This window comes from Agromyces chromiiresistens (genome assembly GCF_029167465.1).
In the GTDB taxonomy this organism is placed as follows: Bacteria; Actinomycetota; Actinomycetes; order Actinomycetales; family Microbacteriaceae; genus Agromyces; species Agromyces chromiiresistens.
In genome coordinates, this window is the sequence record NZ_JARFNL010000002.1 from 293,055 (window position 1) to 316,310 (window position 23,256).

22 protein-coding genes are annotated in these 23,256 nt (G+C 71.3%); 16 read left to right on the plus strand and 6 right to left on the minus strand.

Features of this window, described 5'->3' with window-relative positions:
• Window positions 1-158: 158 nt before the first annotated feature.
• Entirely contained in the window at window positions 159-980 is an 822-nt protein-coding gene (locus PX701_RS05585; RefSeq protein ID WP_275505724.1) for a M23 family metallopeptidase, read from the plus strand.
• On the opposite strand, the gene PX701_RS05590 is transcribed toward PX701_RS05585, so the two are convergent.
• The 3 genes from PX701_RS05590 to PX701_RS05600 form a co-directional block, all read right to left on the minus strand.
• On the minus strand, window positions 977-2,353 hold the full coding sequence (locus PX701_RS05590; protein ID WP_275505725.1) for an acyltransferase family protein: 1,377 nt from the start codon (window positions 2,351-2,353) through the stop codon (window positions 977-979). The genes PX701_RS05585 and PX701_RS05590 overlap by 4 nt on opposite strands.
• Window positions 2,354-2,532: 179 nt before the next feature.
• Window positions 2,533-3,489, minus strand: coding sequence for a permease prefix domain 1-containing protein (locus PX701_RS05595; protein ID WP_231430595.1), 957 nt, complete (start codon window positions 3,487-3,489; stop codon window positions 2,533-2,535).
• Window positions 3,486-3,875, minus strand: coding sequence for a PadR family transcriptional regulator (locus PX701_RS05600; RefSeq protein WP_275505726.1), 390 nt, complete (start codon window positions 3,873-3,875; stop codon window positions 3,486-3,488). Before PX701_RS05600 ends, PX701_RS05595 begins: the two co-directional genes overlap by 4 nt.
• A 143-nt stretch (window positions 3,876-4,018) precedes the next feature.
• On the opposite strand from PX701_RS05600, the gene PX701_RS05605 reads away from it, so the two are divergent.
• The 8 genes from PX701_RS05605 to PX701_RS05640 all read left to right on the plus strand — a co-directional run bounded on the left by PX701_RS05605 (window position 4,019) and on the right by PX701_RS05640 (window position 9,055).
• On the plus strand, window positions 4,019-5,248 hold the full coding sequence (locus tag PX701_RS05605) for a TadA family conjugal transfer-associated ATPase (protein WP_275505727.1): 1,230 nt from the start codon (window positions 4,019-4,021) through the stop codon (window positions 5,246-5,248).
• The gene (locus PX701_RS05610) at window positions 5,245-6,108 is read left to right on the plus strand and encodes a type II secretion system F family protein (RefSeq protein WP_231430599.1); all 864 of its coding nucleotides are present in this window, start codon (window positions 5,245-5,247) and stop codon (window positions 6,106-6,108) included. The genes PX701_RS05605 and PX701_RS05610 overlap by 4 nt, the downstream gene beginning before the upstream one ends.
• Complete coding sequence (locus PX701_RS05615) at window positions 6,096-7,043, plus strand: type II secretion system F family protein (RefSeq protein ID WP_275505728.1); 948 nt, start codon at window positions 6,096-6,098, stop codon at window positions 7,041-7,043. The genes PX701_RS05610 and PX701_RS05615 overlap by 13 nt, the downstream gene beginning before the upstream one ends.
• A 24-nt stretch (window positions 7,044-7,067) precedes the next feature.
• On the plus strand, window positions 7,068-7,235 hold the full coding sequence (locus PX701_RS05620) for a hypothetical protein (RefSeq protein WP_231430606.1): 168 nt from the start codon (window positions 7,068-7,070) through the stop codon (window positions 7,233-7,235).
• A gap of 20 nt (window positions 7,236-7,255) precedes the next feature.
• Entirely contained in the window at window positions 7,256-7,645 is a 390-nt protein-coding gene (locus PX701_RS05625; RefSeq protein ID WP_231430607.1) for a TadE/TadG family type IV pilus assembly protein, read from the plus strand.
• Window positions 7,620-8,105 carry a hypothetical protein gene (locus PX701_RS05630; RefSeq protein WP_231430608.1) on the plus strand — a complete coding sequence of 162 codons (486 nt, stop codon included), beginning with the start codon at window positions 7,620-7,622 and terminating at the stop codon, window positions 8,103-8,105. The genes PX701_RS05625 and PX701_RS05630 overlap by 26 nt, the downstream gene beginning before the upstream one ends.
• Window positions 8,106-8,191: 86 nt before the next feature.
• Window positions 8,192-8,590: a pilus assembly protein TadG-related protein gene (locus PX701_RS05635; protein WP_275505729.1), complete on the plus strand. Its 399-nt coding sequence runs from the start codon at window positions 8,192-8,194 to the stop codon at window positions 8,588-8,590.
• A gap of 66 nt (window positions 8,591-8,656) precedes the next feature.
• Window positions 8,657-9,055 (plus strand): TIGR03618 family F420-dependent PPOX class oxidoreductase, encoded by a 399-nt coding sequence (locus PX701_RS05640; protein WP_275505730.1) that lies wholly within the window; start codon window positions 8,657-8,659, stop codon window positions 9,053-9,055.
• A gap of 9 nt (window positions 9,056-9,064) precedes the next feature.
• Here PX701_RS05640 and PX701_RS05645 read toward each other — a convergent pair whose 3' ends face one another.
• Together PX701_RS05645 and PX701_RS05650 are read right to left on the minus strand one after the other, a co-directional pair.
• Entirely contained in the window at window positions 9,065-10,333 is a 1,269-nt protein-coding gene (locus PX701_RS05645; protein ID WP_275505731.1) for an MFS transporter, read from the minus strand.
• Between the two features lie 118 nt (window positions 10,334-10,451).
• The gene (locus PX701_RS05650) at window positions 10,452-14,309 is read right to left on the minus strand and encodes a S8 family serine peptidase (RefSeq protein WP_275505732.1); all 3,858 of its coding nucleotides are present in this window, start codon (window positions 14,307-14,309) and stop codon (window positions 10,452-10,454) included.
• Window positions 14,310-14,387: 78 nt separating this feature from the next.
• On the opposite strand from PX701_RS05650, the gene PX701_RS05655 reads away from it, so the two are divergent.
• Together PX701_RS05655 and prfB are read left to right on the plus strand one after the other, a co-directional pair.
• On the plus strand, window positions 14,388-15,389 hold the full coding sequence (locus tag PX701_RS05655; protein ID WP_231430614.1) for a transcriptional regulator TrmB: 1,002 nt from the start codon (window positions 14,388-14,390) through the stop codon (window positions 15,387-15,389).
• 50 nt (window positions 15,390-15,439) lie between these two features.
• Entirely contained in the window at window positions 15,440-16,555 is a 1,116-nt protein-coding gene (prfB, locus tag PX701_RS05660; protein WP_275505733.1) for a peptide chain release factor 2, read from the plus strand.
• On the opposite strand, the gene PX701_RS05665 is transcribed toward prfB, so the two are convergent.
• Complete coding sequence (locus PX701_RS05665) at window positions 16,552-17,274, minus strand: TetR/AcrR family transcriptional regulator (protein ID WP_231430617.1); 723 nt, start codon at window positions 17,272-17,274, stop codon at window positions 16,552-16,554. The genes prfB and PX701_RS05665 overlap by 4 nt on opposite strands.
• A gap of 135 nt (window positions 17,275-17,409) precedes the next feature.
• On the opposite strand from PX701_RS05665, the gene PX701_RS05670 reads away from it, so the two are divergent.
• The 5 genes from PX701_RS05670 to smpB all read left to right on the plus strand — a co-directional run bounded on the left by PX701_RS05670 (window position 17,410) and on the right by smpB (window position 23,222).
• Window positions 17,410-19,074 (plus strand): amidohydrolase, encoded by a 1,665-nt coding sequence (locus tag PX701_RS05670; protein WP_275505734.1) that lies wholly within the window; start codon window positions 17,410-17,412, stop codon window positions 19,072-19,074.
• A 23-nt stretch (window positions 19,075-19,097) separates the two neighbouring features.
• Window positions 19,098-20,558 (plus strand): Na+/H+ antiporter NhaC family protein, encoded by a 1,461-nt coding sequence (locus PX701_RS05675; RefSeq protein ID WP_231430620.1) that lies wholly within the window; start codon window positions 19,098-19,100, stop codon window positions 20,556-20,558.
• 91 nt (window positions 20,559-20,649) lie between these two features.
• Window positions 20,650-21,759 carry a cell division ATP-binding protein FtsE gene (gene ftsE, locus PX701_RS05680; RefSeq protein ID WP_231430621.1) on the plus strand — a complete coding sequence of 370 codons (1,110 nt, stop codon included), beginning with the start codon at window positions 20,650-20,652 and terminating at the stop codon, window positions 21,757-21,759.
• On the plus strand, window positions 21,756-22,667 hold the full coding sequence (gene ftsX / locus PX701_RS05685) for a permease-like cell division protein FtsX (RefSeq protein WP_231430622.1): 912 nt from the start codon (window positions 21,756-21,758) through the stop codon (window positions 22,665-22,667). Before ftsE ends, ftsX begins: the two co-directional genes overlap by 4 nt.
• A gap of 78 nt (window positions 22,668-22,745) precedes the next feature.
• Window positions 22,746-23,222 (plus strand): SsrA-binding protein SmpB, encoded by a 477-nt coding sequence (gene smpB / locus PX701_RS05690; protein WP_231430624.1) that lies wholly within the window; start codon window positions 22,746-22,748, stop codon window positions 23,220-23,222.
• Window positions 23,223-23,256: the final 34 nt, after the last annotated feature.

Genomic DNA, 23,256 nt, shown 5'->3' on the forward strand with positions numbered 1-23,256 from the left:
CGTTCAGTCTATGCGGGTGCGCTTTCGCCGAGCCGCGCCTGCCTGGTGCACACGATGTCCGTGCCAGCACTGATTCGGCTCCGAGGCGGCTGCGGGAAACTTGCGCTCCAGCGCCTGGCGCGTGGGTCGGGCGCCCACTCGGCCGATCGAGGTGCGCCATGGCGTGGCAGGAGTTCTATCGAGCGGGGGGCAACGCATTCGGCATCCTCCCGAACTCGCGCTACTACGGTCCGCAGGGTCATCGAGGGCGGGACTTCATCCACGATCGCGGAACGCCGATTCCTGCGTATCGAGCCGGGCGCGTCGACGCCATCGAGCACTCGCAGTTTCTCGGAACCTGCGTCATCGTCCGCCTCGATGAAGGCCGCTTCGCCGGTTGGGCGCACGCGATGAGGGTCGTCGTCGACGTGGGAGACGACATCGGTCCAGGCGACACGATCGCCCACATCGCGGGACGCGAGGACGACCCGGGAGAGTCCTGGGACGGGGCTCACTCACACACCACGCTCGGGCCGGCTGCGAGCTCGATCTTCGAGGGAACGGTGGAGGACCCGATGAGGCTCATCGGTCCGGCCATCGGAATCGAGAGTGTGATTGCAGGACTCAAGGAGGATGACATGTTCGAGAATTCCGACCGGAACAGGCTCAATAACGTGTGGGCCGGACTATTCTCCGGCGCATCGGTCGAGATCGACGGAGTCGTCAAGCGATTCAACTACGGGGTCCTGCCGATCGTCGCCCACAACCAGACACTCATCGCCCAGCAGGCCGGACGGATCGCGGCACTGGAGGAGGCGATCGCCCAGCTTTCGGCGGGTACGGACGTCTCACTCGACGTCTCGCGGATCGACGACGCACGGTTGAACGGCATCGACGAGTTCGCGAACCAGAATGCGCTGCCGTTGTCGGTCGAACTCGATCACATCGACGGCGTCGACGTGGTGAACATGAACGTCGACGAGGTGGACCGAGCCGGTTAGACGGGCCGTCGACGGTCTCGGGCCGTCGCCGGCGTCGCACCGCGGATGCCGCGCGGTCGCAGCAGCACGAGCGCGAGCGCGACGAGCACCGTGCCGACGACCGCGATCTGCAGGTCGAGGAACCACTGCATCACGAGGAACGGCGGCACGATCGCCAAGAGGGTCGCGACAGCCGTGACCTTGGGCGAGGGAGCGGTCCGCCCGGCCGGGATCGCCGTCGGCATCCGCTCGAAACGCACGAGCAGCGGCGCGATCGCGAACACGACGGCGAGCACGACGACGAACATGATCGGGCGCGTGAGCCACCAGGCGGCGCTGCCGGGTTCGGGTGCGGCGCCGGGCACGAGCAGCGACAGCCCCTCGACGACGACGATGACCGGAAGGTGCCACAGGTACACCGTCATCGCACGGCTGCCGACGAGGTAGACCACCGCCTGGGCGGGGCGACGCCGCATGAGCGCGTCGAGCGGACGGTGCAGGGCGCTCAGCAGGCTGAGCTGCGCGACGCCGAGCAGCATGAGCGGCACCGTGGGCGGGTTGAGGTTCACGAGCATGTCGGGGGAGTACCAGCCCGCCGCGACGAGCGGCCAGATCACGAGGTACGCCGCCGCGGCGAGCCCGACGAGCGTGACGACGCGCCGGCGCCGGAACCAGCCGTCGGCGTACCAGAAGCCGAGCTGCTGCACGAAGAGCCAGACGAACAGGAGGTTGAGGAGCCCGATCTCGGTGACGCCCGAGGCGATGCGCAGCGCGTCGACCGCGACGGCGCCCGCGGCGAGCACCCCGAGCGTCGTCCGTGGTGCGCGGGCATGCAGCCGCGTCATCCACGGCACTGCGCTCTGCGCGATGAGGAACGCCGCGAGGAACCAGAGCGGTGAGCCCGCCCCGGTCGCGACGGTGTCGAGGAGCGCCGGGTCGACGCCCGCGAGCGTCGCCCCGCCGAGCACGACGGCGAAGAACGCGAAGAGCGGCAGCGACGGCCCGGCGAGTCGCAGCACGCGGCCGCGCACGAACGCGGTCGCGTCGCCGCCTCGACGGGCGAGGCTGCGCCAGGCCGCGAGGGCGGTGAAGCCGCCGACCGCGAAGAAGAGCGGCATGATCTGGCCGACCCAGGTCGCGGCGGCGAACCACGGCTGCGCCTCGAGCGGACGCGAGACGACGAGCGCTCCGTCGGGCGCGTACCCGACGCCGATCATGAGCAGATGGATGACGACGACCAGCAGGATGCACCCGACCCGGGCGAGGTCGACCACGAGGTCGCGCGAGGCGAGTGCTGCGGCCCGGGCGGCATCGGCGCGTTCGGCGGTGGCGGTGACGGTCGGAGCGGGAGCGCCCGATCGCGCGGCGGGGCTCGATCGCGGCGTTGCGGTCATGTCGGCCTGGCTCCTCGTCATTCGGGTCGGCGGGCCGAGCCTAGCAACGCCGAGCGGTTCCGCGAGTGAGCCTGTGGACGCCCGCATCGGTGCCCCAGCGGAACCGCTTCGGGGGTCGCCCTCCGCCGCTCCGCGCCGAGTGACGATGCGGATGGCGGATGGCGCCCCCCGGAAGGCGATCAGTGCGATGAGCGAGCGTCGTGGCCGAACAGCATGCGCGCGAGCACGAGCATCATGACGATGAACGCGGCGACCACCGGCAGCGGCGCCCACCACCAGCCGACCGTGAAGCCGAGCACGGGCACGAGCGCGAACGCCGTGAGCCAGATGACGGCGCTGTAGATGCCGAAGCGGGCGGCCGCGGCCGGGTCCTGCTCGAAGCGGTTGCCGACCTCGACGGCGTCGCGGTGCATCGCGACCACCCACGGCTTGTGCCGGTTCGTCTGGGTGGCACCGAGCGCGCTCAGCACGGCGATCGCGGCGACGGCGAGCACCGCGGCGAGCACGAGCCAGACGAGCTCGAGCCGCCAGACGACGACGGCGGCGAAGCCCAGCGAGGCGACGAGCGTGCCGGTCGCCGCACCGAACGCGACGGCGCGGCCGGTCGGCAGCGGGTAGTTCGTCGTGGTCTCCTGGCGGAGCGCGTCGGCCGTGATGACGCCGATCGCGAGCCCGAGCGCGGCGGCGATCGCGATGAGCGGCCCGGCGGCGAGCGGCATGAGCGGGGTGAGGCCGAGCACGAGGGTCACGAGCGCCGCCGCCGCGACGATCGAGAGCACGACGGTGCGCACGACGAACGCGGGCTTCGGGCGCACCCGGTGGCGCAGGGCCGTCTGGGCCGCGGATGCCGCGGGGCGAGCGGCGCGTGCGGCGGGTGCGGCGGGTGCCGAGGCATCCGCGTCGCCGGTCGCCGCCGCGACGAGCTCGCGCACGTCGCCGAGCTCGTCGACGGCTCGGCGGGCGGCCTCGACGGGGGAGGCGCCGGCGACCTCGAGCTCGGCGACCCGCGAGAGCAGGTTGTCGCGGATCTCCTCCTTCAGGTCTTGCGCCTCGGGGGTGGGGTCGATGCCCGCGAAGGCCTCGTCGAGGAGGCGGTGCACCTCGGTCGAGGTGCGGGGGCTGCGGTTGTCGCTCATCGCAGGGAGCCTTTCGTGTTCGCCGGCGCCGTCTGGCTGCCGAGCAGGGAGTCGATGACGGTGCGGGTGGCCACCCAGCTCGCCACGTTCTGGCGGAAGGCGGCGCGGCCCGCGTCGGTGATGCGGTAGTACTTGCGGCGGCCGCCCTGCGACTCGTCGCCCCAGTACGCCTCTGCGAGACCGTCGCGTACGAGCCGGCGGTAGCTGGCGTAGAGGGTGGCCTCCTTGATCTCGTAGCCCCCGCCCGTGGCATCGCGGATGTGCTTGTAGATCTCGAAGCCGTAGCTGTCGTGCTCGCGCAGCACGCCGAGCACGATCGTGTCGGTGTGCCCGCGCAGCAGGTCGGCCGCGAAGGCGTCGCCGGATGCCGCTGAATCTTGGATCATGTGAAGTACTGTAACAGATCAAGTAATAAATGTGAACAAGAAATGGATGTCGCAGGGTGGTGCGACGACGACGTGGATGGCTCGCGGCTGGCGTTGTGGATAACTTCGACGCAGTCGTCGGGTCCCACCGCATGATGGATGCCATGTCCGACGCCGTCCGCACCATCGCCGAGCGCGTGCGCACGCGGGTGCTGCGCGAGGGGGTCGATCTCGCGGGCGACGACGACGTCGCCGCCCGGTATGCGCACGACGAGGTGAGACGGTACAGCGAGCGGGCGCTCGCGGGCGCCCATTCGGGGCTCGTCGACGAGGCGGGCACCGCGCGAGACGTCGTCGCCGCGCTCACCGGGTACGGCGCCCTGCAGCCCTTCTTCGACGATGACACCGTCGAAGAGATCTGGATCAACGGTCCGGCCCGCGTGTTCGTGGCGCGCGGAGGCGTCTCCGAACTGACGAACCTCGTGCTGAGCGACCGCGAGGTGCGCGAACTCGTCGAGCGCATGCTCGCGCACACCGGACGGCGCGTCGACCTCAGCTCGCCGTTCGTCGATGCCTCGCTGCCCGACGGATCGCGGTTGCACGTGGCGATTCCCGACGTCGCGAGGGAGCACTGGGCGGTCAACGTCCGAAAGTTCCAGCGGCGCATCAGGTCGCTCGCGGCGCTCGTCGAGCTCGGATCGCTGACGGTCCAGGCCTCCGAGTACCTGCGCATGTCGGTGCTCGCCGGAGCGAACATCCTCGTCTCCGGGGCGACGCACACCGGCAAGACCACCATGCTCAACGCCCTCATGTCGGGCGCGCGGACGGGCGACCGGGTCGTCACCGTGGAGGAGACCTTCGAGCTCGACCTCGACGTGCGCGACCTCGTCGCCCTCCAGTGCCGGCAGCCGAGCCTCGAGGGAACCGGCGAGATCACCCTGCGACGGCTCATCAAGGAAGCGTTGCGCATGCGCCCCGACCGGCTCATCGTGGGCGAGGTGCGAGAGGCCGAGAGCCTCGACCTGCTCATCGCGCTGAACTCGGGTCTTCCCGGCATGTGCACCATCCACGCGAACTCGGCTCGCGACGCACTCGCGAAGCTGTGCACGCTGCCGCTGCTCGCCGGACGGAACATCGACTCCGCCTTCGTCGTTCCGACGGTGGCGAGCTGCATCGACCTCGTCGTCCACCTCGCGATCGACCGGGACGGACACCGCCGCGTCGCCGAGATCCTCGCGCCCACCGGTGCAGCCAGCGGGGCGAGTGTCGACGCGGAGGCGATCTTCGCGACGAGCGACGGCGTGCTGAGGGCGACCGGGGCGCGCCCGGCCCGCCTCGAGAAGTTCGAGGCCCGCGGCTTCGACCCCGACCACGTCCTGGGCGTGGTCGAATGAGTCTCGTGCTCGGCGCGGTGCTCGGCCTCGGCATCCTGCTCATCGCCGCACCATTGCTCTGGCCGCGCGTCGCGGGTGCTTCCGCGAGGGCGACGGACTCGCTCGACCGCCTTCGCGGCGAACTCGCCCTGGCGGGGCTCGGCGGCGTGCCGCTGCCCGTCATCGTGGCCGTCGGCCTCGCGCTCGCCCTCGTCGGCGCCGCCCTCGCGCAGGCGATCTTCGGCATACCGTTCCTGACCGCGATCGGTGCGCTCCTCGGTGGCGCGCTCGTCCCGTTCGTCGTGCGCGGCCGCGCGGCCCGCCGGCGCGCGGCGAATCGCGCGGTCTGGCCCGACGTCGTCGACCACCTGGTCGCGTCGGTTCGGGCGGGCATGTCGCTGCCCGACAGCCTCGGAGCCCTCGCGGAGCTCGGCCCGGCTCCGACGCGACCCGCGTTCGCCGCGTTCGAACGCGAGTACCGGCGCACGGCGAACTTCTCCGCCTGCCTCGACGGGCTCAAGGCCGAGCTCGCCGATCCCGTCTCCGACCGGATCCTCGAAACACTGCGCATGGCGCGGGAGGTCGGCGGCAGCGACGTGACCGCAGTCCTGCGCGCGCTCGCCGGGTACCTCCGTGAAGACGCGGCACTCCGCGCCGAGGTCGTCTCGCGCCAGTCCTGGATCCGCAACGCGGCTCGGCTCGGCGTTGCCGCCCCCTGGCTGCTGCTGCTCGTGCTCGCCTCGCGGCACGAGGCGATCATCGCCTACGACAGCCCGGCCGGAGCCGTCCTCATCCTCGTCGGCCTCGGCGTGACCCTCGTTGCGTATCGCGCCATGATCGCGCTCGGCCGGCTTCCCGAGGAGCGACGATGGTTCAACTGACGACCGTCGGGGCACTGAGCCTCGTCCTCGGCGTCACCGCCGGCCTCGGTCTCTGGATGCTCGTGTCGACGCTGCCGCGGATCGGCCGTCCGCGCCTCGCGGAACGCGTCGCACCATACGTCGCCGACCTCTCTGCGGAGGCACGGGCGATGCTCGCACGACGACCCGCCGACCCGGGCCCCGTGCTCGCAGCGCTCGTCGCGCCGACCGCCCAGCGGCTGCGCGGAGTGCTGTCGTCGTGGCTCGGCGGCAACGATCTCATCGCACGGCGCCTGCGGCAGGCGGGCTCGTCGGCGAGTGTCGAGCGATTCCGCGGCGAGCAGCTCGCGTGGGCGGCCGGCGGGTTCGTGTTCGGGGCAGCTCTCGCCGTGGCGGCACCCGGCTTCGCGACGCTGCCCGCGATCGTGCGGATCACGGCTCCGTTCATCGCGGCGGCGCTCGGCGCGATCGGACGTGACTGGGTCCTGCAGCGGAGCGCGAGACGGCGCCTCGCCCGCATCTCATCCGAGCTCGCGACCGTCCTCGAGTTCCTGACGCTGAGCCTCACCGCAGGCGAAGGCATGCTCGACGCGCTGCGCAGGGTGTCGGCAGCGGGCACCGGCGAGTTGCCGACCGAGTTCGGTCGGGTCGTCGCGACGGTCGGCACCGGCGTACCGCTCGCGACGGCGCTCGCCGAGCTGCGCGACGGTGTCGACCATCCCGGGCTCACTCGCGCGCTGGATCAGGTGCTCGGAGCGCTCGAGCGCGGGGCACCCCTCGCCGCCGTGCTGCGCGCCCAAGCCGGCGACGCCCGCGAGGCCGCGAAGCGCTCGATCATCGAGGCGGCCGGCCGCAAGGAGATCGCGATGCTCGTGCCGTTGATCTTCCTCATCCTCCCGGTCACGATCGCCTTCGCGCTCTTCCCCGGCTACCTCGTACTGCAGGAGGGCTTCTGATGCCCGACGACGAAAGGAACTCCCATGCGACAGCAGATCATGCGCCGAATCCACGACGAGCGCGGCGACGTGCCCGGCTGGGTGTTGATCACCCTCATGACCGCCGGGCTCGTGATCGTCATCTGGGGCCTCGCCGGTCCCGCGCTGAGCGACGTCTTCAACCAGGCGATCGATCGAGTGCTCGGCATCTGATCCGGCGCTCGCTCGCGGTGGTGCGGGCGCGACTCGCCGACGAACGAGGCTCGGCGGTCGCGGAGTTCACCCTCGTCGGCGTCTTGCTGACGGTGCTCGCGCTCGCGGTCGTGCAGCTCGGGCTCGCGCTCCATGTGCGCAACACGGTGCTCGATGCTGCGGCCGAGGGAGCCCGGTACGCATCGCTCGCCGGGTCGAGCGATGCCGACGGCGTCGTGCGCACGCGGGAGCTGATCTCGGCTGCGATCTCGAGCGACTATGCGGGCGAGGTGAGCGCGTCGCGCACGACGATCGACGGCGTTCCGGTCGTCGCAGTGACCGTTCGTGCGACGCTGCCCGTCGTCGGACTGCTCGGCCTCGATCGCGGGCTGGAGGTGACCGGGCATGCGGCGGTCGAACGCCTCGGCTGAGCTGCGGTGGCCGGCGGGCCCGAGTGGCGACGACGGCGAGCGGGGCTCCGCATCGCTCGAGTTCCTGACGGTCGGGATGCTGCTGCTCGTGCCGCTCGTCTACCTGGTGCTCGCGATCGCCGCCGTGCAGGGTGGTGCGCTCGCGGTCGAGGGTGCCGCCCGCCAGGCCGCCCGGGTCGCCGTCGAGGCGGGTGGTCGGGGCGACGCCGAGATCGCCGTCGAGCGCGCGGTGGCGGTCGCGCTCGCGGACTACGGGATCGAGGCCGGCGAGGCGTCCGTCGAGCTCGACTGCCAGGCGGGCGACTGCGCCGCACCCGGCAGCCGGGTGCGGGTGTCGGTCCGGGCCACGGTGCGCCTGCCCCTCGTCCCCGACGTGCTCGACCTCGACCGGGTCGGCAGCGTTCCGCTCGATGCGAGCGCGACGCAGACGGTGTCGCGATTCGCGGGTGATCGCCCGTGACGCGCTGGGCCGCACGGTTCCGCCGGGGAGCGGAGCCGAGACGCGAGTGCCATGCCGGTGCCGGCGGCGACGAACGCGGATCCACGATGCTGCTCACGATCTTCTTCTGCGCGCTCGGGCTCGCCCTCGTGCTCGTGGTCGCATCGGCGACGTCGCTCTATCTCGACCGGAAGCGACTCTTCACCCTCGCCGACGGGGCCGCGCTCGCCGGCGCCGAGATGTGGAACCTCGACGAGGTGCGCGTCGACGACGGTGCGCTCTCCGTCGAACTCGACGACGCCCGCGTCCTGCGCGCCGCGAACGACTACCTCGGCGACGCCGTGCACGAACTCGACGCGGTCGAACTCGTCGAGGCGACGTCGAGCGACGGCCGCACCGCGACCGTGACCCTGCGGGCCGTGTGGCACGCGCCGATCTCGACAGACCTCATCCCGGTGGCGGTGCCCATCGAGGTGACGGCGACCGCGCGGTCGGTCTTCCATTGACGCACGATGGCCCGCGCGCTGCCTGATCGGGAATATGCGGCCGCCCGCGCCTGATTGACTTGAAGCATGACGATCGAGATCTCAGACCACTTCGCCCGCATCCTCAACGCGCCCGTGTTCGCCTTCCTCGGCACCACGCGCCCGAACGGCGAGGTGCAGATCAACCCGATGTGGTTCGAGTTCGATGCCGACACGCAGACCATCCGCTTCACGCACACGACGAAGCGCGCGAAGTTCCGCAACTTGCAGAAGAACCCGGCGATGACGCTCGCGATGACCGACCCAGAGAACGCGCACAAGTACGTCGAGGTGCGCGGCCGGCTCGCCGAAGTCGTCCCCGACCCCGAGGGGGCGTTCTACGTGCACCTCGGGCAGCGGTACGGCGACCCCGACACCGCGGTGCCCGCCGACCACGCCGACCGCGTCATCCTCGTCATGCAGCTCGAGAAGGTCAACGGCCGCTGACGGCGCCGGTCAGCGCAGGCGGCGCGGCACGTACCTCGGGATGTAGCGCCAGAGCACGCCCGCCCCGATGAGGCCGACGATGCCCATCGTCGCGCTCGCGGCCATGATCGACACGAGCGACGTCACGCCCGCGACGACGAGCGGCGCGACCGCCTGGCCGGTGTCGCCGATCGTGCGGTACGCGGCGAGGAACGGGGCCGGGTTCGCCTTCGGTGCCAGGTCGGCGCCGAGGGTCAGGATCACCCCGCTCGACAGCCCGTTCGCGACGCCGAAGAGCAGCGCGACCGCCGTGAACCACGCGGCCGCAGCGGGCACGTCGTGGGTGAACGCGAGCACGAGGTGCCCGACCGCGAGCCCGAGCAGCCCGGGGATGGCGCTCCACATGCGGCCGAACCGGTCCATGACCTGCCCGCTCACGTAGAACAGCGCGAAGTCGATCGTCGCCGAGATGCCGATCACGAGTGCCGCCTGCTCGGGCGGCATACCGATCGACACCGCCCACAGCGGCAGGATCATCGTGCGACTCGCGCGCAGCGCCGCGAGGATGCCGATGCCCGTGCCGATGCGTGCGAGCACCTCGCGGTGCACCACGATCGCGCGGAACACGCCGTGCGATGCGGCCGCCGCGTCGGCCTCGCCGGCGGTGCCGCGACGCCCTTCGACCGCGGATGCCTCACGCGCGCGCCGTGCGGCCCCGAATGCCTGCTCGGGGTCGGGCAGCAGCACGAGCACCACGACGACCGCGAAGCAGCTCGCGACGAGCACCCAGAACACCGGCTCCGAGGAGCCCGCGAACGCGATGATCGCCGCCGCGACGAACGGGCCGACCGCCCAGCCGGCGCGGAACACGCCCGCGAGCGTCGACAGCGCGCGGGCGCGCACCCGCTCGGGCACGTAGCTCGTGAGGAATGCGTGGCGGGCGAGCCCGAACACCGCCGTCGCGAGCCCGAGCAGGAACACCCCGACACCGAGCGCGACCGTCGTCGGCGACGCGAGCGCGACGAGCACGCCGGTCACCGCGAGCAGCGCCGCCCCGATCATGGCGTTGCGCTCGCCGATGCGGGCGACGACCCACCCCGAGGGCAGGTCGCCGACGAGCTCGCCGACCATGAGCATCGCGGCGATGAGCCCCGCGAGCGCGAGCGAGGCGCCGCGCTCGGTCGCGACGACCGGGATGACGGGGATGATCGCCCCCTCGCCGAGCGAGAACAGCAGCGTCGGCAGGTAGGCCGGGAGGACGATGCCGCGCCACGAGAACGGGGCGGCGGAGTCGGTCATCGCCTTCGACGCTACACCCGGCACGCGGTGCGGACGCATGCGAGCCGCGGCCCGTGCGACGCGAACGAGGGGCCCGGCCGTGACGGCCGGGCCCCTCGCCTCTCACGGGGGAGTGAGTTCAGCGAACGCCCTTCGCGGGCGCGGCCTCGAACGCGCGGTCGATCTCCTGCGAGAAGGTGTTGCCCGCGGCATCCTTCGCCGTCACCCGCAGGTCGACCCAGCCGCCCTTGTCGGCGACCGGCACCTTCGCGGCGTAGCCGCTCACCCAGGCGCGGCTCTTCACGAAGACGTCGCCGTCGCCCTCGACCGCACCCGTCGGGGCATCGGTCTTCGCGGGCTGCAGCGCGACCTCTACCCAGTCGCCGCCGGCGGCGCGGGCCTCGAGCGTCGCCTCGGTGATCGCGCCGGCCGGCGCGGAGCCCGCGACGTGGCCGAGCTCGAGGCCGAGCGCGATGCCGGTGCCCTTGCGGCGACCGTCGCCGGCCTCGTTCGCGGCGTTCACGTCGAGGTCGTAGTACGCCTGGATCATCGGCAGCAGCCGGTTGGTCCAGTCGCCGAGCTTGCCCTCCGAGGTGAACGTCCAGTCGCTCACCGTCTTCGTCGAGCCCTCGAGGTGCGAGCCGTCGTGGGTCGCGGTGCTCACCACGCGGATCTGCTGCTCGCCGTCGGGCAGGTCGTAGACGTTCACGCCCTGATGCTCGGCCTGCTTGACCAGTTCGCCGTCGAAGTACACGTCGGTCGTCTGCGTCACGGTCGAGGGCTCCACCCAGGTGTCGAAGGTGCCCGTGCGATCGGCGCTGCCGCCGTCGGCCCAGCTGGGCACGTTGATCTGCGCGTAGTCCGAGACGCGGTACGGCACCCAGAACCCGGTCGCCACGTACGGGCGTACGATGCCGCCGAAGTACTCGGCCGACGTGCGTTCGCCGGGCTCGTAGGTGTGCTGGATGTCGCGGATCTCCCACAGCACCGAGCTGACGGCGACCCACTGGTTCCAGCGCAGTCCTTCGGTGTTGACCCACTCGGTGCGATCCATGCCGCGCTGGGCGATCATCGGGAAACCGCTGCCGTACTGGGCACCGGGCACGAAGTCGTAGCGGAACTCCGCGAGCTCCTCCTGCTGTCCGTGGAAGCGGGTGTCGATACGGGCGAGGTCCTTCTTCGAGTGCGTGTACGCGAGGTCCGACGGGATCTCGCCGTCGCCGTACTCCGCGATGTCGTAGACGACGTCCGAGTAGTGCGTCCCGATCGCCGAGACCGTCAGCTTCTTGTTCTTCGCGAGCCGGGCGATGAGCTCGCGGCCCTCGATGCCGCTGATGGTCGCGACGGGGATCGCGACGTCCGAGAAGTCCGTCTCGGAACCGACCCACGCGTTGAACTCGGCGTCCTGGTCGTTCGCGAGAACGAGCAGCTTCACTCCGGCGGCGGCCGCGTCGGCAGCCTGCTGCGAGGCCGAGCGCTCGGCGGTGCGCGTGACGACGGCGACCTTGCCGGCCGCACCCGCTGCGGCGAGCTCCTCCGGCGTGCCGGTGCCGGCGTCGACCGCCGTGGCCTTCAGCGAGCCGTCGAGCAGGGCGGAACCGCCGGGCACGATCACGTCGAGCTGGTGCTTGCCCGCGGTGACCTCGAGGAACGGCTTCTGCAGGCGCCACCGGGTCGTGAAGTCGAAGTCGGCGTCGTCGACCGTCATCGGCTGCGCCCACATCTCGTCGGTCCAGATCGGCATCATCGCGCTCGCGAGGAAGTCGTCGACCTTCATGTCCATGCGCCGGAACACCGGGTCGAGCCCGTCTTCGCCGACGTCGAGCGTGACCTGCTCGGTCGTGCGCGCGTCGAGCGCGACCGTGCTGTCCTCGTCGAGGTGCAGCGTCGGCTCGCCGACCATGACGCTCGCGAGCGTGTCGGGCGTGCGCTGCAGCTCCATGAACGACATCAGCGTGTAGTCGCCCTTCAGGATGCGCAGCGTCGTCTCACCGTCGACCCACACGGGCTCTGCGAACTGCGTGGCGGGGTTCCAGAGGTACGCGTAGGTCGCCGTCGGCTCGCCGTCGAAGTCGGTCGCCGTGATGGTGAGGTCGTAGCGCTCCGCCTCGGCGATCGTGCCGAGCGCCGTGCGGGTGACCGGCTGGCCGTCGACCGTGCCGACGAGCGCGCCCGACAGCTGGCTTCCCGCGGGAACCACGGCCGGGTCGACCGTCATGGTCGCCGAGCGGGTCTCACCCGCCGGGATCGTGAGCGACGCGACGTCGAGGGTCAGGGCGTCGAACGCGATGCCCGCCGAGAGCGGGCCCGGGTCGACTCCGCCGCCGGGGGTCGTGTCGTTCAGCGTCGCCTCGAGCGCGACCGTGATCTCCGCGTCGGTGCGGTTCGTGTACTCGACCGTGCGCTCGACGGGCGTCGGCTCCTCGCCCCAGCGGAGCATGCCGAAGTCGCCCGAGCCGGCGGCGATCACCGGGGCGTCGAGGGCGGCGTCGACGTCGATGACGCCCGCTCCGCCCTGGTACGGCGTCTGGCCGTGGTCGACCGCGGTGCTCGCGAGCGCCGCCTTCAGCTGGTCGGCGGTGTACTCGGGATGCCGCTGCTTGATGATCGCCGCAGCGCCGGCGACGTGCGGGGTCGCCATCGAGGTGCCGCTCATGGCGACGTAGTCGCCCGAGCCGGCGCTGTCGGCCGATCGGGCGGCGGTGACGTCGCTGCCGGGGCCGGTCACGTCGGGCTTCAGCGAACCCGAGCGCGTGAGCGGCCCCTGGCTCGAGAACCACGACAGGTCGCCCGACGGGTCGTCGACCGACCCCACCGTGAGCGCCTCGGCGGCGGAGCCGGGGGCACCGATCGTCTCGGCCGCTCCGGCGTTGCCTGCGGCGACGACGAACAGCGCGCCGGTCTCGTCCGCGATGCGGTTGAGCGACTCGGCCATGAGGTCCTCGCCGTCCGAGGCCTCCATCGAGCCGAGGCTCATCGAGACGATCGGGGCGTTCTGCCCGGCCCACTCCATCGCCTCGATGATCCACGAGTCCTGGCCGTAGCCGTCGTCGCCGAGCACCTTGCCGACGAGCAGGTCGGCGCCGTCGGCCACGCCGCGGTGGGTGCCGCCGCTCGCGGCGCCGTTGCCTGCGATGGTCGAGGCGACGTGGGTGCCGTGCCCGTTGACGTCGGTCGCGACGTCCGAGTCGGGCACGAAGCTCTTCGACGCGGGAAGCACGCGACCCGCGAGGTCGGGGTGGGTGTCGTCGTAGCCGGTGTCGAGCACCGCGACCGTGACGCCGTCGCCCGTGTACCCCTCGGCCCAGGCCTCGGGGGCATCGATGAAGGGCACGCTCGAATCGAGCGACGCCTTCACCTTGCCGTCGAGGTGGATGGTCTCGATGCCGTCGGCGAGCGACGGCGCCGCCGAGGTGCTGCGGGCGGCCGCCCCGCTCGGCGCGGTGAGCGCCTGCCACGCCGATGCCGCGTCGTCGTGCCCGAGCGTCGCCGCGGCCCCGCCGATGCTCTCGAGCTGCGCCCGCACCTCGAGGCCGGGCACGGGCGCGGCGAACGTGCGGGCGGCCGCGCCGTCCTGCTCGACGATGACGGGGGTCGCATCGACCGACGCGTCGTCGTAGCCGAACTCGATGAGCTTCGTCACGTTGAACAGGTCGCCGTCGAGCGCTCCCGACGCGAGGTAGGGCATCGCGCCCTGCGGGACGACGTGCAGGTCGCCCCCAGTCTCGAAGGTCTGCACGCCGGCTCCGTCGACGGCGGTGTCGACGGAGACGGTGTGCGTACCGTCGGAGAGGTCGGTGACCGTGACGCGATCGCCGGTGATCAGCGTGACGGTGTGGGCACTGCCGGCGGCCGCACTGGCGTGGGGAACGCCGGACGCAGGGCCGGCGGCCGCCGGCAGGGATGAGAGGCCGACGCCTGCGATGCCGATCGCCAGGCCGCTCGTGGCGGCGACGATCGGAAGCAGACGGCGACCGAAGGGTTGGGGTCGTGACATGCGCGAGCCTCTCGGTGTAGGGGATTCCGTCTCCCACCTTCGCCGCCCGCTCGCCTAAAGTGGTGGCGGAGTCCCGCCATGGCCATGATCCGCCACGGTCGGGCGGGCGAGGAGGTCAACGTGCTCGAGGCGCTCGGGCTCGACGCGGCGCACACCGCGGTGTACCGGTGCGTGCTGCAGCAGCCGTCTGCGTCGACCGCCGAGATCGGCGCGATGCTCAGCATGTCGGTGCCGCGCGTTCGCTCGATCGCGACCGAGCTCGAGGGGCTCGGGCTGCTCGCACGGCAGGGCTCGAACCGCGACCGGTTCGTCGCGTCGCCGCCGTCGATCTCGCTCCGCCCGCTGCTGCTCGAACGCGAGCGCGGGCTCACCCGCGCGCACGAGGCCCTCGTCGAGCTCGGCGAGCTCTACCGGCGCTCGGCGGATCAGCGGAGCGTGGCCGACGTCGTCGACGTCGTCATCGGCGACGATTCCGTGCGGCAGCGGGTCGCCCAGCTGCAGGCGGCGTCGACCGAGCAGGTGCGGGCGCTCGTGCTGCACGATGTCGCCCTGCTGAGCGGCGAGGAGAACGTCGAGGAGGACCGCGCGCTCGAACGCGGGGTGCGCTACCGGGTGATCGTCGAGAGCGGCGTGCTCGAGCGCCCCGGATGGCTCGCCGTCGCGCGCGAGATGGCGCAGATCGGCGAGGAGATCCGGGTGCTGCCGACGCTGCCGACGCGGATGTTCATCGCCGACGACCAGATGGCGCTCGTGCCCATGCGTTCGCAGGGGGAGGATCGCGGGTTCGGCGCGCTGCTCATCCACCCGAGCGGCCTGCTCGACCTCGTGATCTCGATCTTCGAGGAGTACTGGCGCTCTGCCACCGAGTTCCTGCCGATCGCCGCGGCACCGTCCTCCGACGACATCGACCGCGACCTCCTCAGGCTGCTGCTGCTCGGCGTGACCGATGCGGGCGCCGCCTCGCAGCTCGGGATCTCGCTGCGCACCCTGCAGCGCCGCGTGGCCGAGCTCATGGAGACGGCCGGGGTCACGAGCCGCATGCAGCTCGGTGCCGAGGCTGTGCGGCGCTCCTGGGTCTGAGGCGCCGGCGCGAGGCATCCACCCCGCAGCCGACTAGGCTGGAGGGCGCCATGTTGGAACTTGACCTCTCGCAGGAGATCGCGGCGCTGCGCGCCACCTTCGGCGACATCCGTACCGTGATCGACGTCGACGCGCTCGAGGCGCAGATCGCCGAGCTCTCCGAGCAGGCGGGCGCTCCAGACCTCTGGGACGACACCGCGAACGCCCAGAAGGTGACGAGCGCGCTCAGCCATCGCCAGTCCGAGCTGAAGCGCATCACCGAGGTCGGGCAGCGGCTCGACGACCTCGACGTGCTCATCGATCTCGCCAATGAGATGGAGGACGAGGACTCGGCCGCCGAGGCGCGCGCCGAGGTCGCCGCCCTGCAGAAGACGATCGGCGACCTCGAGGTGCAGACGCTCCTCGACGGCGAGTACGACGATCGCGGCGCGGTCGTGACGATCCGCTCGGGGGCCGGCGGCGACGACGCGACCGACTTCGCCGAGATGCTCATGCGCATGTACCTGCGCTGGGCCGAGCGGCACGACTACCCGGTGAAGGTGCTCGACACCTCGTACGCCGAGGGTGCCGGCATCAAGTCGGCGACGTTCGAGATCGACGCCCCCTACGCCTACGGCACGCTCTCGGTCGAGGCGGGCACCCACCGGCTCGCCCGCATCAGCCCGTTCGGCGGCGCCGACAAGCGCCAGACGAGCTTCGCCGCGGTCGAGGTCATCCCGGTCATGGAGGAGGCGACGGAGGTCGAGGTCCCCGAGAACGACATCCGCGTCGACGTCTTCCGCTCCTCGGGCCCCGGCGGCCAGTCGGTCAACACGACCGACTCGGCGGTGCGCATCACCCACCTCCCCACCGGCATCGTCGTCTCGATGCAGAACGAGAAGTCGCAGATCCAGAACCGCGCCGCGGCGATGCGCGTGCTGCAGACCCGCCTCCTGCTGCTGAAGAAGGAGGAGGAGGCGGCGCAGAAGAAGGAGCTCGCCGGCACGATCACCGCGAGCTGGGGCGACCAGATGCGCTCGTACTTCCTCTACGGCCAGCAGCTCGTGAAAGACCTGCGTACCGGCTACGAGGTCGGCAACCCCGCCACCGTCTTCGACGGCGACCTCGACGGCCTCATCGCCGCCGGCATCAAGTGGCGCAAGCGCAAGCGCAAGGACGACGACTAGCCACGATCCGACGTCGCCGCGCCCGACGGGTCGGCTCGGCCGGCCTCGTCGTCTGCGAGCTCGGCCCGCAGGCCGGTGACGAGCGCGGCGAGTCCAAGCTCGAACGAGCGATCGGTGGGGCGGATGCCTCGCGCCGACGCCGCGGCCGAGCGCAGCGACTCCACGTGGGCGTACTGCGGCGCGTCCGCCGCGGCGTCGCCCGGTGACATGATGTCTGCGGGTGCGAGCGCGTCGAGCGACGACCCGATGATGAACGACTCGAGCGCGACGAGTGCGTCGACGACGCCGTCGGCGCGCCAGCCCTCGCGCAGCAGTCGCCCGGTGATCGCATCGTAGTTCGCGACCGAGCGCGCCTGCCCGTCGATGGGCGTGGTCGCGAGCAGGGTGATGCCCGCGGGGTTGGCGGCCATCGCCGAACGGTACGAGCTGCCCCACCGGGCCACCGCCTCGGCGAGCGGCACCTCGTCGGACTCGAAGCCCGACACGTCGAGGAGGTCGGCGAGTCGTCCGCGCATCGCGCGGACGACGTCGGCCTTGCCGCGGAAGTAGTGGTAGAGCGCAGGCGGGTGCACCGAGAGCGACCGGGCGAGGGCCGCCATGGTGAACCCGTCGGGTCCGGCCGTCTTCGCGAGGTCGAACGCGGCGTCGACGATCTGGTCGGCGCTCAGTACGGGGGTGCGCGGGCGACCGGCGGTGCGTTTCGTCGGGGTCGGGTTCACCTGGTTCCTTCGGTGTCGTCGGTCGTCGGGTCGTCGATTTGGCCGTGCTGCGCGGGCGGAGTAACGTGTGCCCGAATTTAATCACGTTAAATTGCGCAGCCGGCCAACGAGGGCGACGGCGCGGAAACGAGCAGCATGCAGCGCATCTTCGCCGACACCATTCTCGTGGGGGCCCGGGTCATCACGATGAACCCGCGCCAGCCGGTCGCCGAGGCGATCGCGATCCGGGGCGGACGCATCCTCGCGGTGGGCGACGCCGCCACGCTCGCCGAGCTCCGCGGACCGGCGACGACGGTCGACGACCTGCGCGGCGCCTCGGTGACGCCGGGCCTCATCGACGCGCACATGCACCCCATCCAGGGCGTCGAGCTCGCGGTCGGCATCGACTTCGGGGGAGTGCGCGACCCCGAGCGGTTCCTCGAACTGCTCCGCGCCGAGGCCGCGCGCGTGGCAGGCGGCACCGCGGGCGGCTGGGTGCGCGGCTGGAACATCGACTACGACGTGTTCTCGACCCTGCCGATGACCGCCGCGGCGATCGACGACGCGACCGCCGGGGCGCCGGCGTTCCTGCTCTTCTTCGACGGGCACACGGCGCTCGCCAACAGCGAGGCTCTGCGGCGCTCGGGCATCACGGGCGCCCGCACGTTCGGCGACACCTCCGAGATCGTCGTCGACGAGTCCGGCCGTCCGACGGGCGCGCTCCGCGAGGACTCGGCGTTCGACATCGTGCTGCGCACCGCGCCCGAGTACACCCGTGAGGAGACGCTCGAGCGGGTCCGCGAGATCCTCGGCGGCCTCACCGCCTCGGGCATCACGGGCGGCTGCATCATGGACGGCAACCCGGGCACCCTCGACCTGCTCGACGAACTCGACGGCGAGGCATCCGCCGCCCCTGACGACCGCGACGCGCGAAGCCTGCTCCCCGTGCGCATCGTCTCGGCGATGGCGCACAACCCCGGCTACGACGAGGAGCGCACGCAGCATCACCTCGCGCAGCGCGATCGCCGCGGCCGGCGCTGGCGGGGCGGCCTCGTGAAGCTCTTCAACGACGGCGTCATCGACACCGGCACCGGTTGGCTCTACGAGCCCGACACGCACGGCGAGGGCCTCCACTCGTTCTGGGCCGACCCCGACGAGTTCGAGCGCGTCGTCGCCCGCTACTCCGCCGCCGGATTCCAGATCGCGACCCACGCGATCGGCGACCGCGCGATCGGCGCGACGATCGACGCGTACCTGAAGGCGGGCGTGCAGTCGGCCCAGGGCGCCCCGCACCGCATCGAGCATCTCGAACTGCTCGCCGACCGCGACCTCGCGCGCCTCGCCCAGACCGGCATCACCGCCTCGGTGCAGCCGCTGCACATGCAGTGGCGCAAGGCCGACGGCTCCGACTTCTGGGCCGAGCGGCTCGGCCCAGAGCGTGCGGCGCTCGGCTGGCGCGTGCGCGACATGATCGACGCCGGGGCGCCCGTCGCACTCGGCTCCGACTGGCCGGTGGCGCAGACCGACGCGCGCATCGGCCTCGCCTGGGCGCGGCTCCGCCGCGAGCCCGGCAATCCCGACGCCCCGGTGTTCGAGCCCGACCAGGTGCTCACGCCGTACGAGGCCCTACAGGGCTACACCGTGTGGGCGGCGCTCGCCCAGGGCGACCACGACCTCGGCGTCATCGCGCCGGGGTACCGTGCCGACCTCGTGGTCTGGGCCGACAGCCCGATCGCCGTCGGAGCGGACGACCTGCTCGACCTGCCCGTGCTGACGACGATCGTCGACGGGCGACCCCTGACCGCGGCATCCGCCGCCTGACCCCCTTCGAATCCGAGGCAACCATGCAAGACGTCGGCGCGCTCGCGCTCCTCCCCGTCGTCATCATCCTGCTCGTCGCGGTGCTCACCCGGCGCACCCTCTTCGCCATGCTCTGCGGCACGCTCGTCGGTGCCGTGCTGCTCGGCGGCTGGGGCTTCTTCGACTCCTGGATCGGCTACTTCGGCACCGCGATGGCCGACGAGACCCTGCAGTGGCTCATGCTCGTCGTCGTGCTCTTCGGCATCCTGATCACGCTCTTCGAGCGCTCGGGCGCCGTGCGCGAGTTCGCCGCCTGGGCCGAGCGCTTCGTGAACTCGCGGCGCAAGTCGACGGTGCTGAGCTTCCTGCTCAGCATCGTGCTCTTCGTCGACGACTACCTCAACGTGCTCACGGTCGGCACCTCGATGAAGGCCGTCACCGACCGGTACAGGGTGCCGCGCACCGAGCTCGGCACCATCATGAAGCTCACCGCCGCGCCGATCGCGGTCGTCGTGCCGTTCTCGACCTGGGCGCTGTTCTTCGCGGGTCTCCTCGAAGCGCAGGGCGTCACCGTGGACGGCTCCGGCTTCGGCGCCTACCTCCAGGCGATCCCCTACATCTTCTTCGGCTGGATCGCGCTCGTGATCGCCGCGCTCGTCGCCTTCGGCGTCTTCCCGCGGCTCGGGGCGCTGAAGAAGGACGCGAAGCGCGCCGACACCACGGGCGACGTGTTCCCGGCCGGCACGACCGAAGAGGAGCGCCTCGCCGAGGGCGTGCTGCCGGCGGATGCCGAGGTCGGCGAGTTCGCCGCGTCGGGCGACGACGGCGGACGCGCGGTCGCCGCCGCGCCGGTCGCGGTCGCAACCCGGGCCCCCGACATCGCGAAGCCCCGGCCGTGGAACTTCCTCGTGCCGATCGCCGTCATGATCGCCGTCACGATCCTCACCGAGGTCGACGTGCTGAAGGGCACGGTCGCCGCCCTCGTCGTCGCGATCGTCATGTACACGGTGCAGCGCCGCCTGAAGATCAAGGGCGTGTTCGACGCGGCCTTCGACGGCGTCGGCAGCATGCTCTTCGTCATCGTGCTCACCGCCCTCGCGTTCATGGTGCAGCACATGAACATCGACCTGAAGCTCGCCGACTTCGTGATCGCCACGACCGAGCCCGTCATGATCGGAGCGCTGCTGCCGGCGATGGTGTTCCTCGTCTGCGGCGTCTACGCCTACGCGACCGGGTCGTTCTGGGACCTCGCCGCCGTCATCACCCCGATCGTGATCCCGCTCGCGCTCGCGATGGACGTGAACCCGATCATCGCCGGGGCCGCGGTGTTCTCGGGCGCCGCCCTCGGTTCGACGACGTGCCTCTACGGCGACGGCATCATCCTCGCGTCGCGTTCGACCGGCATCAAGCCGCTCAACCTGATGACGGCGATCCTGCCGTACGCGGCGATCGCGGCCGTGCTGAGCCTCGCCGGCTACCTCGTGGTCGGGTTCCTCGGCGTCTGACCGGGCCGGTCGTCCCGATCGAGTGGGCGGCGGCACCGATTTCCGGTGTCGCTGCCCACTTTTGGGTGCCGCCTGCCTAGGCTCGAACACGATGATCCGCTTCGACTCCGTCACCAAGTCCTACCCCGGCCAATCGAGGCCCGCCCTGAATGACATCGGGGTCGAGATCCTGCGGGGCGAGTTCGTGTTCCTCGTCGGCGCATCGGGCTCCGGCAAGTCGAGCTTCCTCCGTCTGATCCTCAAGGAGGAGAAGCCGACGAAGGGCAAGATCCACGTGCTCGGCCAGGACCTCGGGAAGATCTCCACCCGCAAGGTGCCGTACTTCCGCCGCGACCTCGGCGTCGTGTTCCAGGACTTCCGGCTGCTGCCGAACAAGTCGGTGTTCGAGAACGTCGCCTTCACCCTGCGGGTCATCGGCAAGTCGCGCGGCTTCATCCAGTCGGCGGTGCCCGAGACGCTGAAGCTCGTCGGCCTCGACGGCAAGGAGAAGCGCATGCCGCACGAGCTCTCGGGCGGCGAGCAGCAGCGCGTGGCGATCGCACGCGCGATCGTCAACAAGCCGCAGATCCTGCTCGCCGACGAGCCGACCGGCAACCTCGACCCCGTTACGAGCGCGGGCATCATGACCCTCCTCGAGCGGATCAACGCGGGCGGCACGACGGTCGTCATGGCCACGCACGAGGCCGGCATCGTCGACCAGATGCGCCGCCGCGTCATCGAGCTGTCGGCCGGCGACATCGTGCGCGACGAGCGCAGCGCCGGCTACGACGGCCAGACCGTCCGCGACGTCGAGTACGTCCCCGAACAGGGTGGCGAGGCCGTCGAGGATGTCGCGACCGACGCCGAACGCGTCGCCGCCGCCGTCCCTCCGGAGTCGGCGCAGGCGTCCGAGACGGCGCAGCCGGCCGCGACGATGGCTGCGACCACTGCGGCCGCACCCAAGGTCACGGCCGAGGTCATGCGCGACGCCGAGCCCCTCTACGTCGAGCCCGAGGCGACCGACGAGGTCACCGAGGCCGCTGCCGAGATCACGAAGGCCGCGACCGGTGCCATCGAGGTCGACCCCGAGAAGCTCGTGCCGAAGGAGAAGGCCCCGGGCGAGGCATCCGCCCCGCTCACCCTCGCCGAACGGTTGGGGCTCAGGGCGCCGGGAGGCCCGCGAGAAGGCGACAGCGACCAGGAAGTGGGGCCGACGAAATGAGGATCGGGCTCGTCCTGCGCGAGGCGGCGAACGGACTTCGCCGCAACATCACCATGGTCGTCTCCGTGGTGCTCGTCACGTTCATCTCGCTGACGTTCGTCGGCACCGCCGCGCTCATGCAGTTGCAGATCGCCCAGATGAAGGGCTTCTGGTACGACCGCGCCCAGGTCGCGGTGTACCTGTGCACCTCGATGTCGACGGCCGCGGGCTGCACCGACGGCGAGGCCAACGAGGAGCAGAAGGCGGCCGTCGAGGCGCAGCTGAAGTCCGACACGCTGAAGCCCTTCATCGACGAGTTCTACTTCGAGGACCACGAGCAGGCCTACGAGAACTTCCAGAAGCAGTTCGAGGGCACGCCGTCGGCCGACTACGTGACCCCCGACGTGCTGCCCGAGGCGTTCTGGGTCAACCTCATCGACCCGTCGCAGTCGGACGTCATCGTCGAGAGCCTCGCCGGCATGGCGGGCGTCGAACAGGTCGTCGACCAGCGCCGCTACCTCGATCCGATCTTCGACGCGCTCAACGCGGCGAGCTACACGGCGATCGCGATCGCCGCGATCATGCTCGTCGCCGCCGCACTGCTCATTGCGACGACGATCAGGCTGTCGGCGTTCTCGAGGCGGCGCGAGCTCGGCATCATGCGGCTCGTCGGCGCCTCGAACCGGTTCATCCAGACACCGTTCGTGCTCGAGGGCGTCTTCGCCGGGCTCGTCGGGTCGCTCCTCGCGGGTGGCGCCGTCGTCGCGATCGTGCACTTCTTCGTGCAGGGCTACCTGGCGAAGAACCTGTCGCTCACGTTCGTCGACAACGGCGACGCGCTGCTCGTGATGCCGCTGCTCGTCGTGGTCGGGGTACTGCTCGCCGCCGTCTCGGCGGGCATCGCGATCAGGCGGTACCTGCGCGTCTGAGTCGGATAGACTGAACGGCTCGCCCGGCATCGGCCGGAGGCATCCGTCAGTGTCAGCTCGATTCGCAAGGAGATCACCGTGCCCAGGGAACGCGGACAGAAGGTCGTCGCGACCAACCGCAAGGCGCGGCACGAGTACCTCATCGAGGACACCTACGAGGCCGGGCTCGTGCTGCAGGGCACCGAGGTGAAGTCGCTGCGCGAGGGGCGGGCGTCGCTCGTCGACGGGTACGCGTTCATCGACGGCGGCGAGATGTGGCTCGATGCGGTGCACATCCCCGAGTACACCGAGGGCACGTGGAACAACCACGCGCCCCGGCGCAAGCGCAAGCTGCTGCTGCACAAGCAGGAGATCGTGAAGATCAGCCACCGCATCAAGGAGGGGGGCTACACGCTCATCCCGCTCTCGATCTACTTCAGCGACGGCCGCGCGAAGGTCGAGCTCGCGGTCGCCCGAGGCAAGCGCGAGTACGACAAGCGGCAGACGCTGCGCGAGCGGCAGGACAAGCGCGAGGCGGATCGCGCGATGGCGAGCCGCCGGCACCTCGGCGAGTGAGCCGGGTCGAGCCTGGGTGACCCGCTCGGCCGCC

What these genes read in the sequence shown, in the direction of transcription:
- PX701_RS05585 (WP_275505724.1), top strand. Translation starts at nt 159, where the DNA reads ATGGCGTGGCAGGAGTTCTATCGAGCGGGGGGCAACGCATTCGGCATC.
- PX701_RS05590 (WP_275505725.1), bottom strand. Translation starts at nt 2,353, where the DNA reads ATGACCGCAACGCCGCGATCGAGCCCCGCCGCGCGATCGGGCGCTCCC.
- PX701_RS05595 (WP_231430595.1), bottom strand. Translation starts at nt 3,489, where the DNA reads ATGAGCGACAACCGCAGCCCCCGCACCTCGACCGAGGTGCACCGCCTC.
- PX701_RS05600 (WP_275505726.1), bottom strand. Translation starts at nt 3,875, where the DNA reads ATGATCCAAGATTCAGCGGCATCCGGCGACGCCTTCGCGGCCGACCTG.
- PX701_RS05605 (WP_275505727.1), top strand. Translation starts at nt 4,019, where the DNA reads ATGTCCGACGCCGTCCGCACCATCGCCGAGCGCGTGCGCACGCGGGTG.
- PX701_RS05610 (WP_231430599.1), top strand. Translation starts at nt 5,245, where the DNA reads ATGAGTCTCGTGCTCGGCGCGGTGCTCGGCCTCGGCATCCTGCTCATC.
- PX701_RS05615 (WP_275505728.1), top strand. Translation starts at nt 6,096, where the DNA reads ATGGTTCAACTGACGACCGTCGGGGCACTGAGCCTCGTCCTCGGCGTC.
- PX701_RS05620 (WP_231430606.1), top strand. Translation starts at nt 7,068, where the DNA reads ATGCGACAGCAGATCATGCGCCGAATCCACGACGAGCGCGGCGACGTG.
- PX701_RS05630 (WP_231430608.1), top strand. Translation starts at nt 7,620, where the DNA reads ATGCGGCGGTCGAACGCCTCGGCTGAGCTGCGGTGGCCGGCGGGCCCG.
- PX701_RS05635 (WP_275505729.1), top strand. Translation starts at nt 8,192, where the DNA reads ATGCTGCTCACGATCTTCTTCTGCGCGCTCGGGCTCGCCCTCGTGCTC.
- PX701_RS05640 (WP_275505730.1), top strand. Translation starts at nt 8,657, where the DNA reads ATGACGATCGAGATCTCAGACCACTTCGCCCGCATCCTCAACGCGCCC.
- PX701_RS05645 (WP_275505731.1), bottom strand. Translation starts at nt 10,333, where the DNA reads ATGACCGACTCCGCCGCCCCGTTCTCGTGGCGCGGCATCGTCCTCCCG.
- PX701_RS05650 (WP_275505732.1), bottom strand. Translation starts at nt 14,309, where the DNA reads ATGTCACGACCCCAACCCTTCGGTCGCCGTCTGCTTCCGATCGTCGCC.
- PX701_RS05655 (WP_231430614.1), top strand. Translation starts at nt 14,388, where the DNA reads ATGGCCATGATCCGCCACGGTCGGGCGGGCGAGGAGGTCAACGTGCTC.
- prfB (WP_275505733.1), top strand. Translation starts at nt 15,440, where the DNA reads ATGTTGGAACTTGACCTCTCGCAGGAGATCGCGGCGCTGCGCGCCACC.
- PX701_RS05670 (WP_275505734.1), top strand. Translation starts at nt 17,410, where the DNA reads ATGCAGCGCATCTTCGCCGACACCATTCTCGTGGGGGCCCGGGTCATC.
- PX701_RS05675 (WP_231430620.1), top strand. Translation starts at nt 19,098, where the DNA reads ATGCAAGACGTCGGCGCGCTCGCGCTCCTCCCCGTCGTCATCATCCTG.
- ftsE (WP_231430621.1), top strand. Translation starts at nt 20,650, where the DNA reads ATGATCCGCTTCGACTCCGTCACCAAGTCCTACCCCGGCCAATCGAGG.
- ftsX (WP_231430622.1), top strand. Translation starts at nt 21,756, where the DNA reads ATGAGGATCGGGCTCGTCCTGCGCGAGGCGGCGAACGGACTTCGCCGC.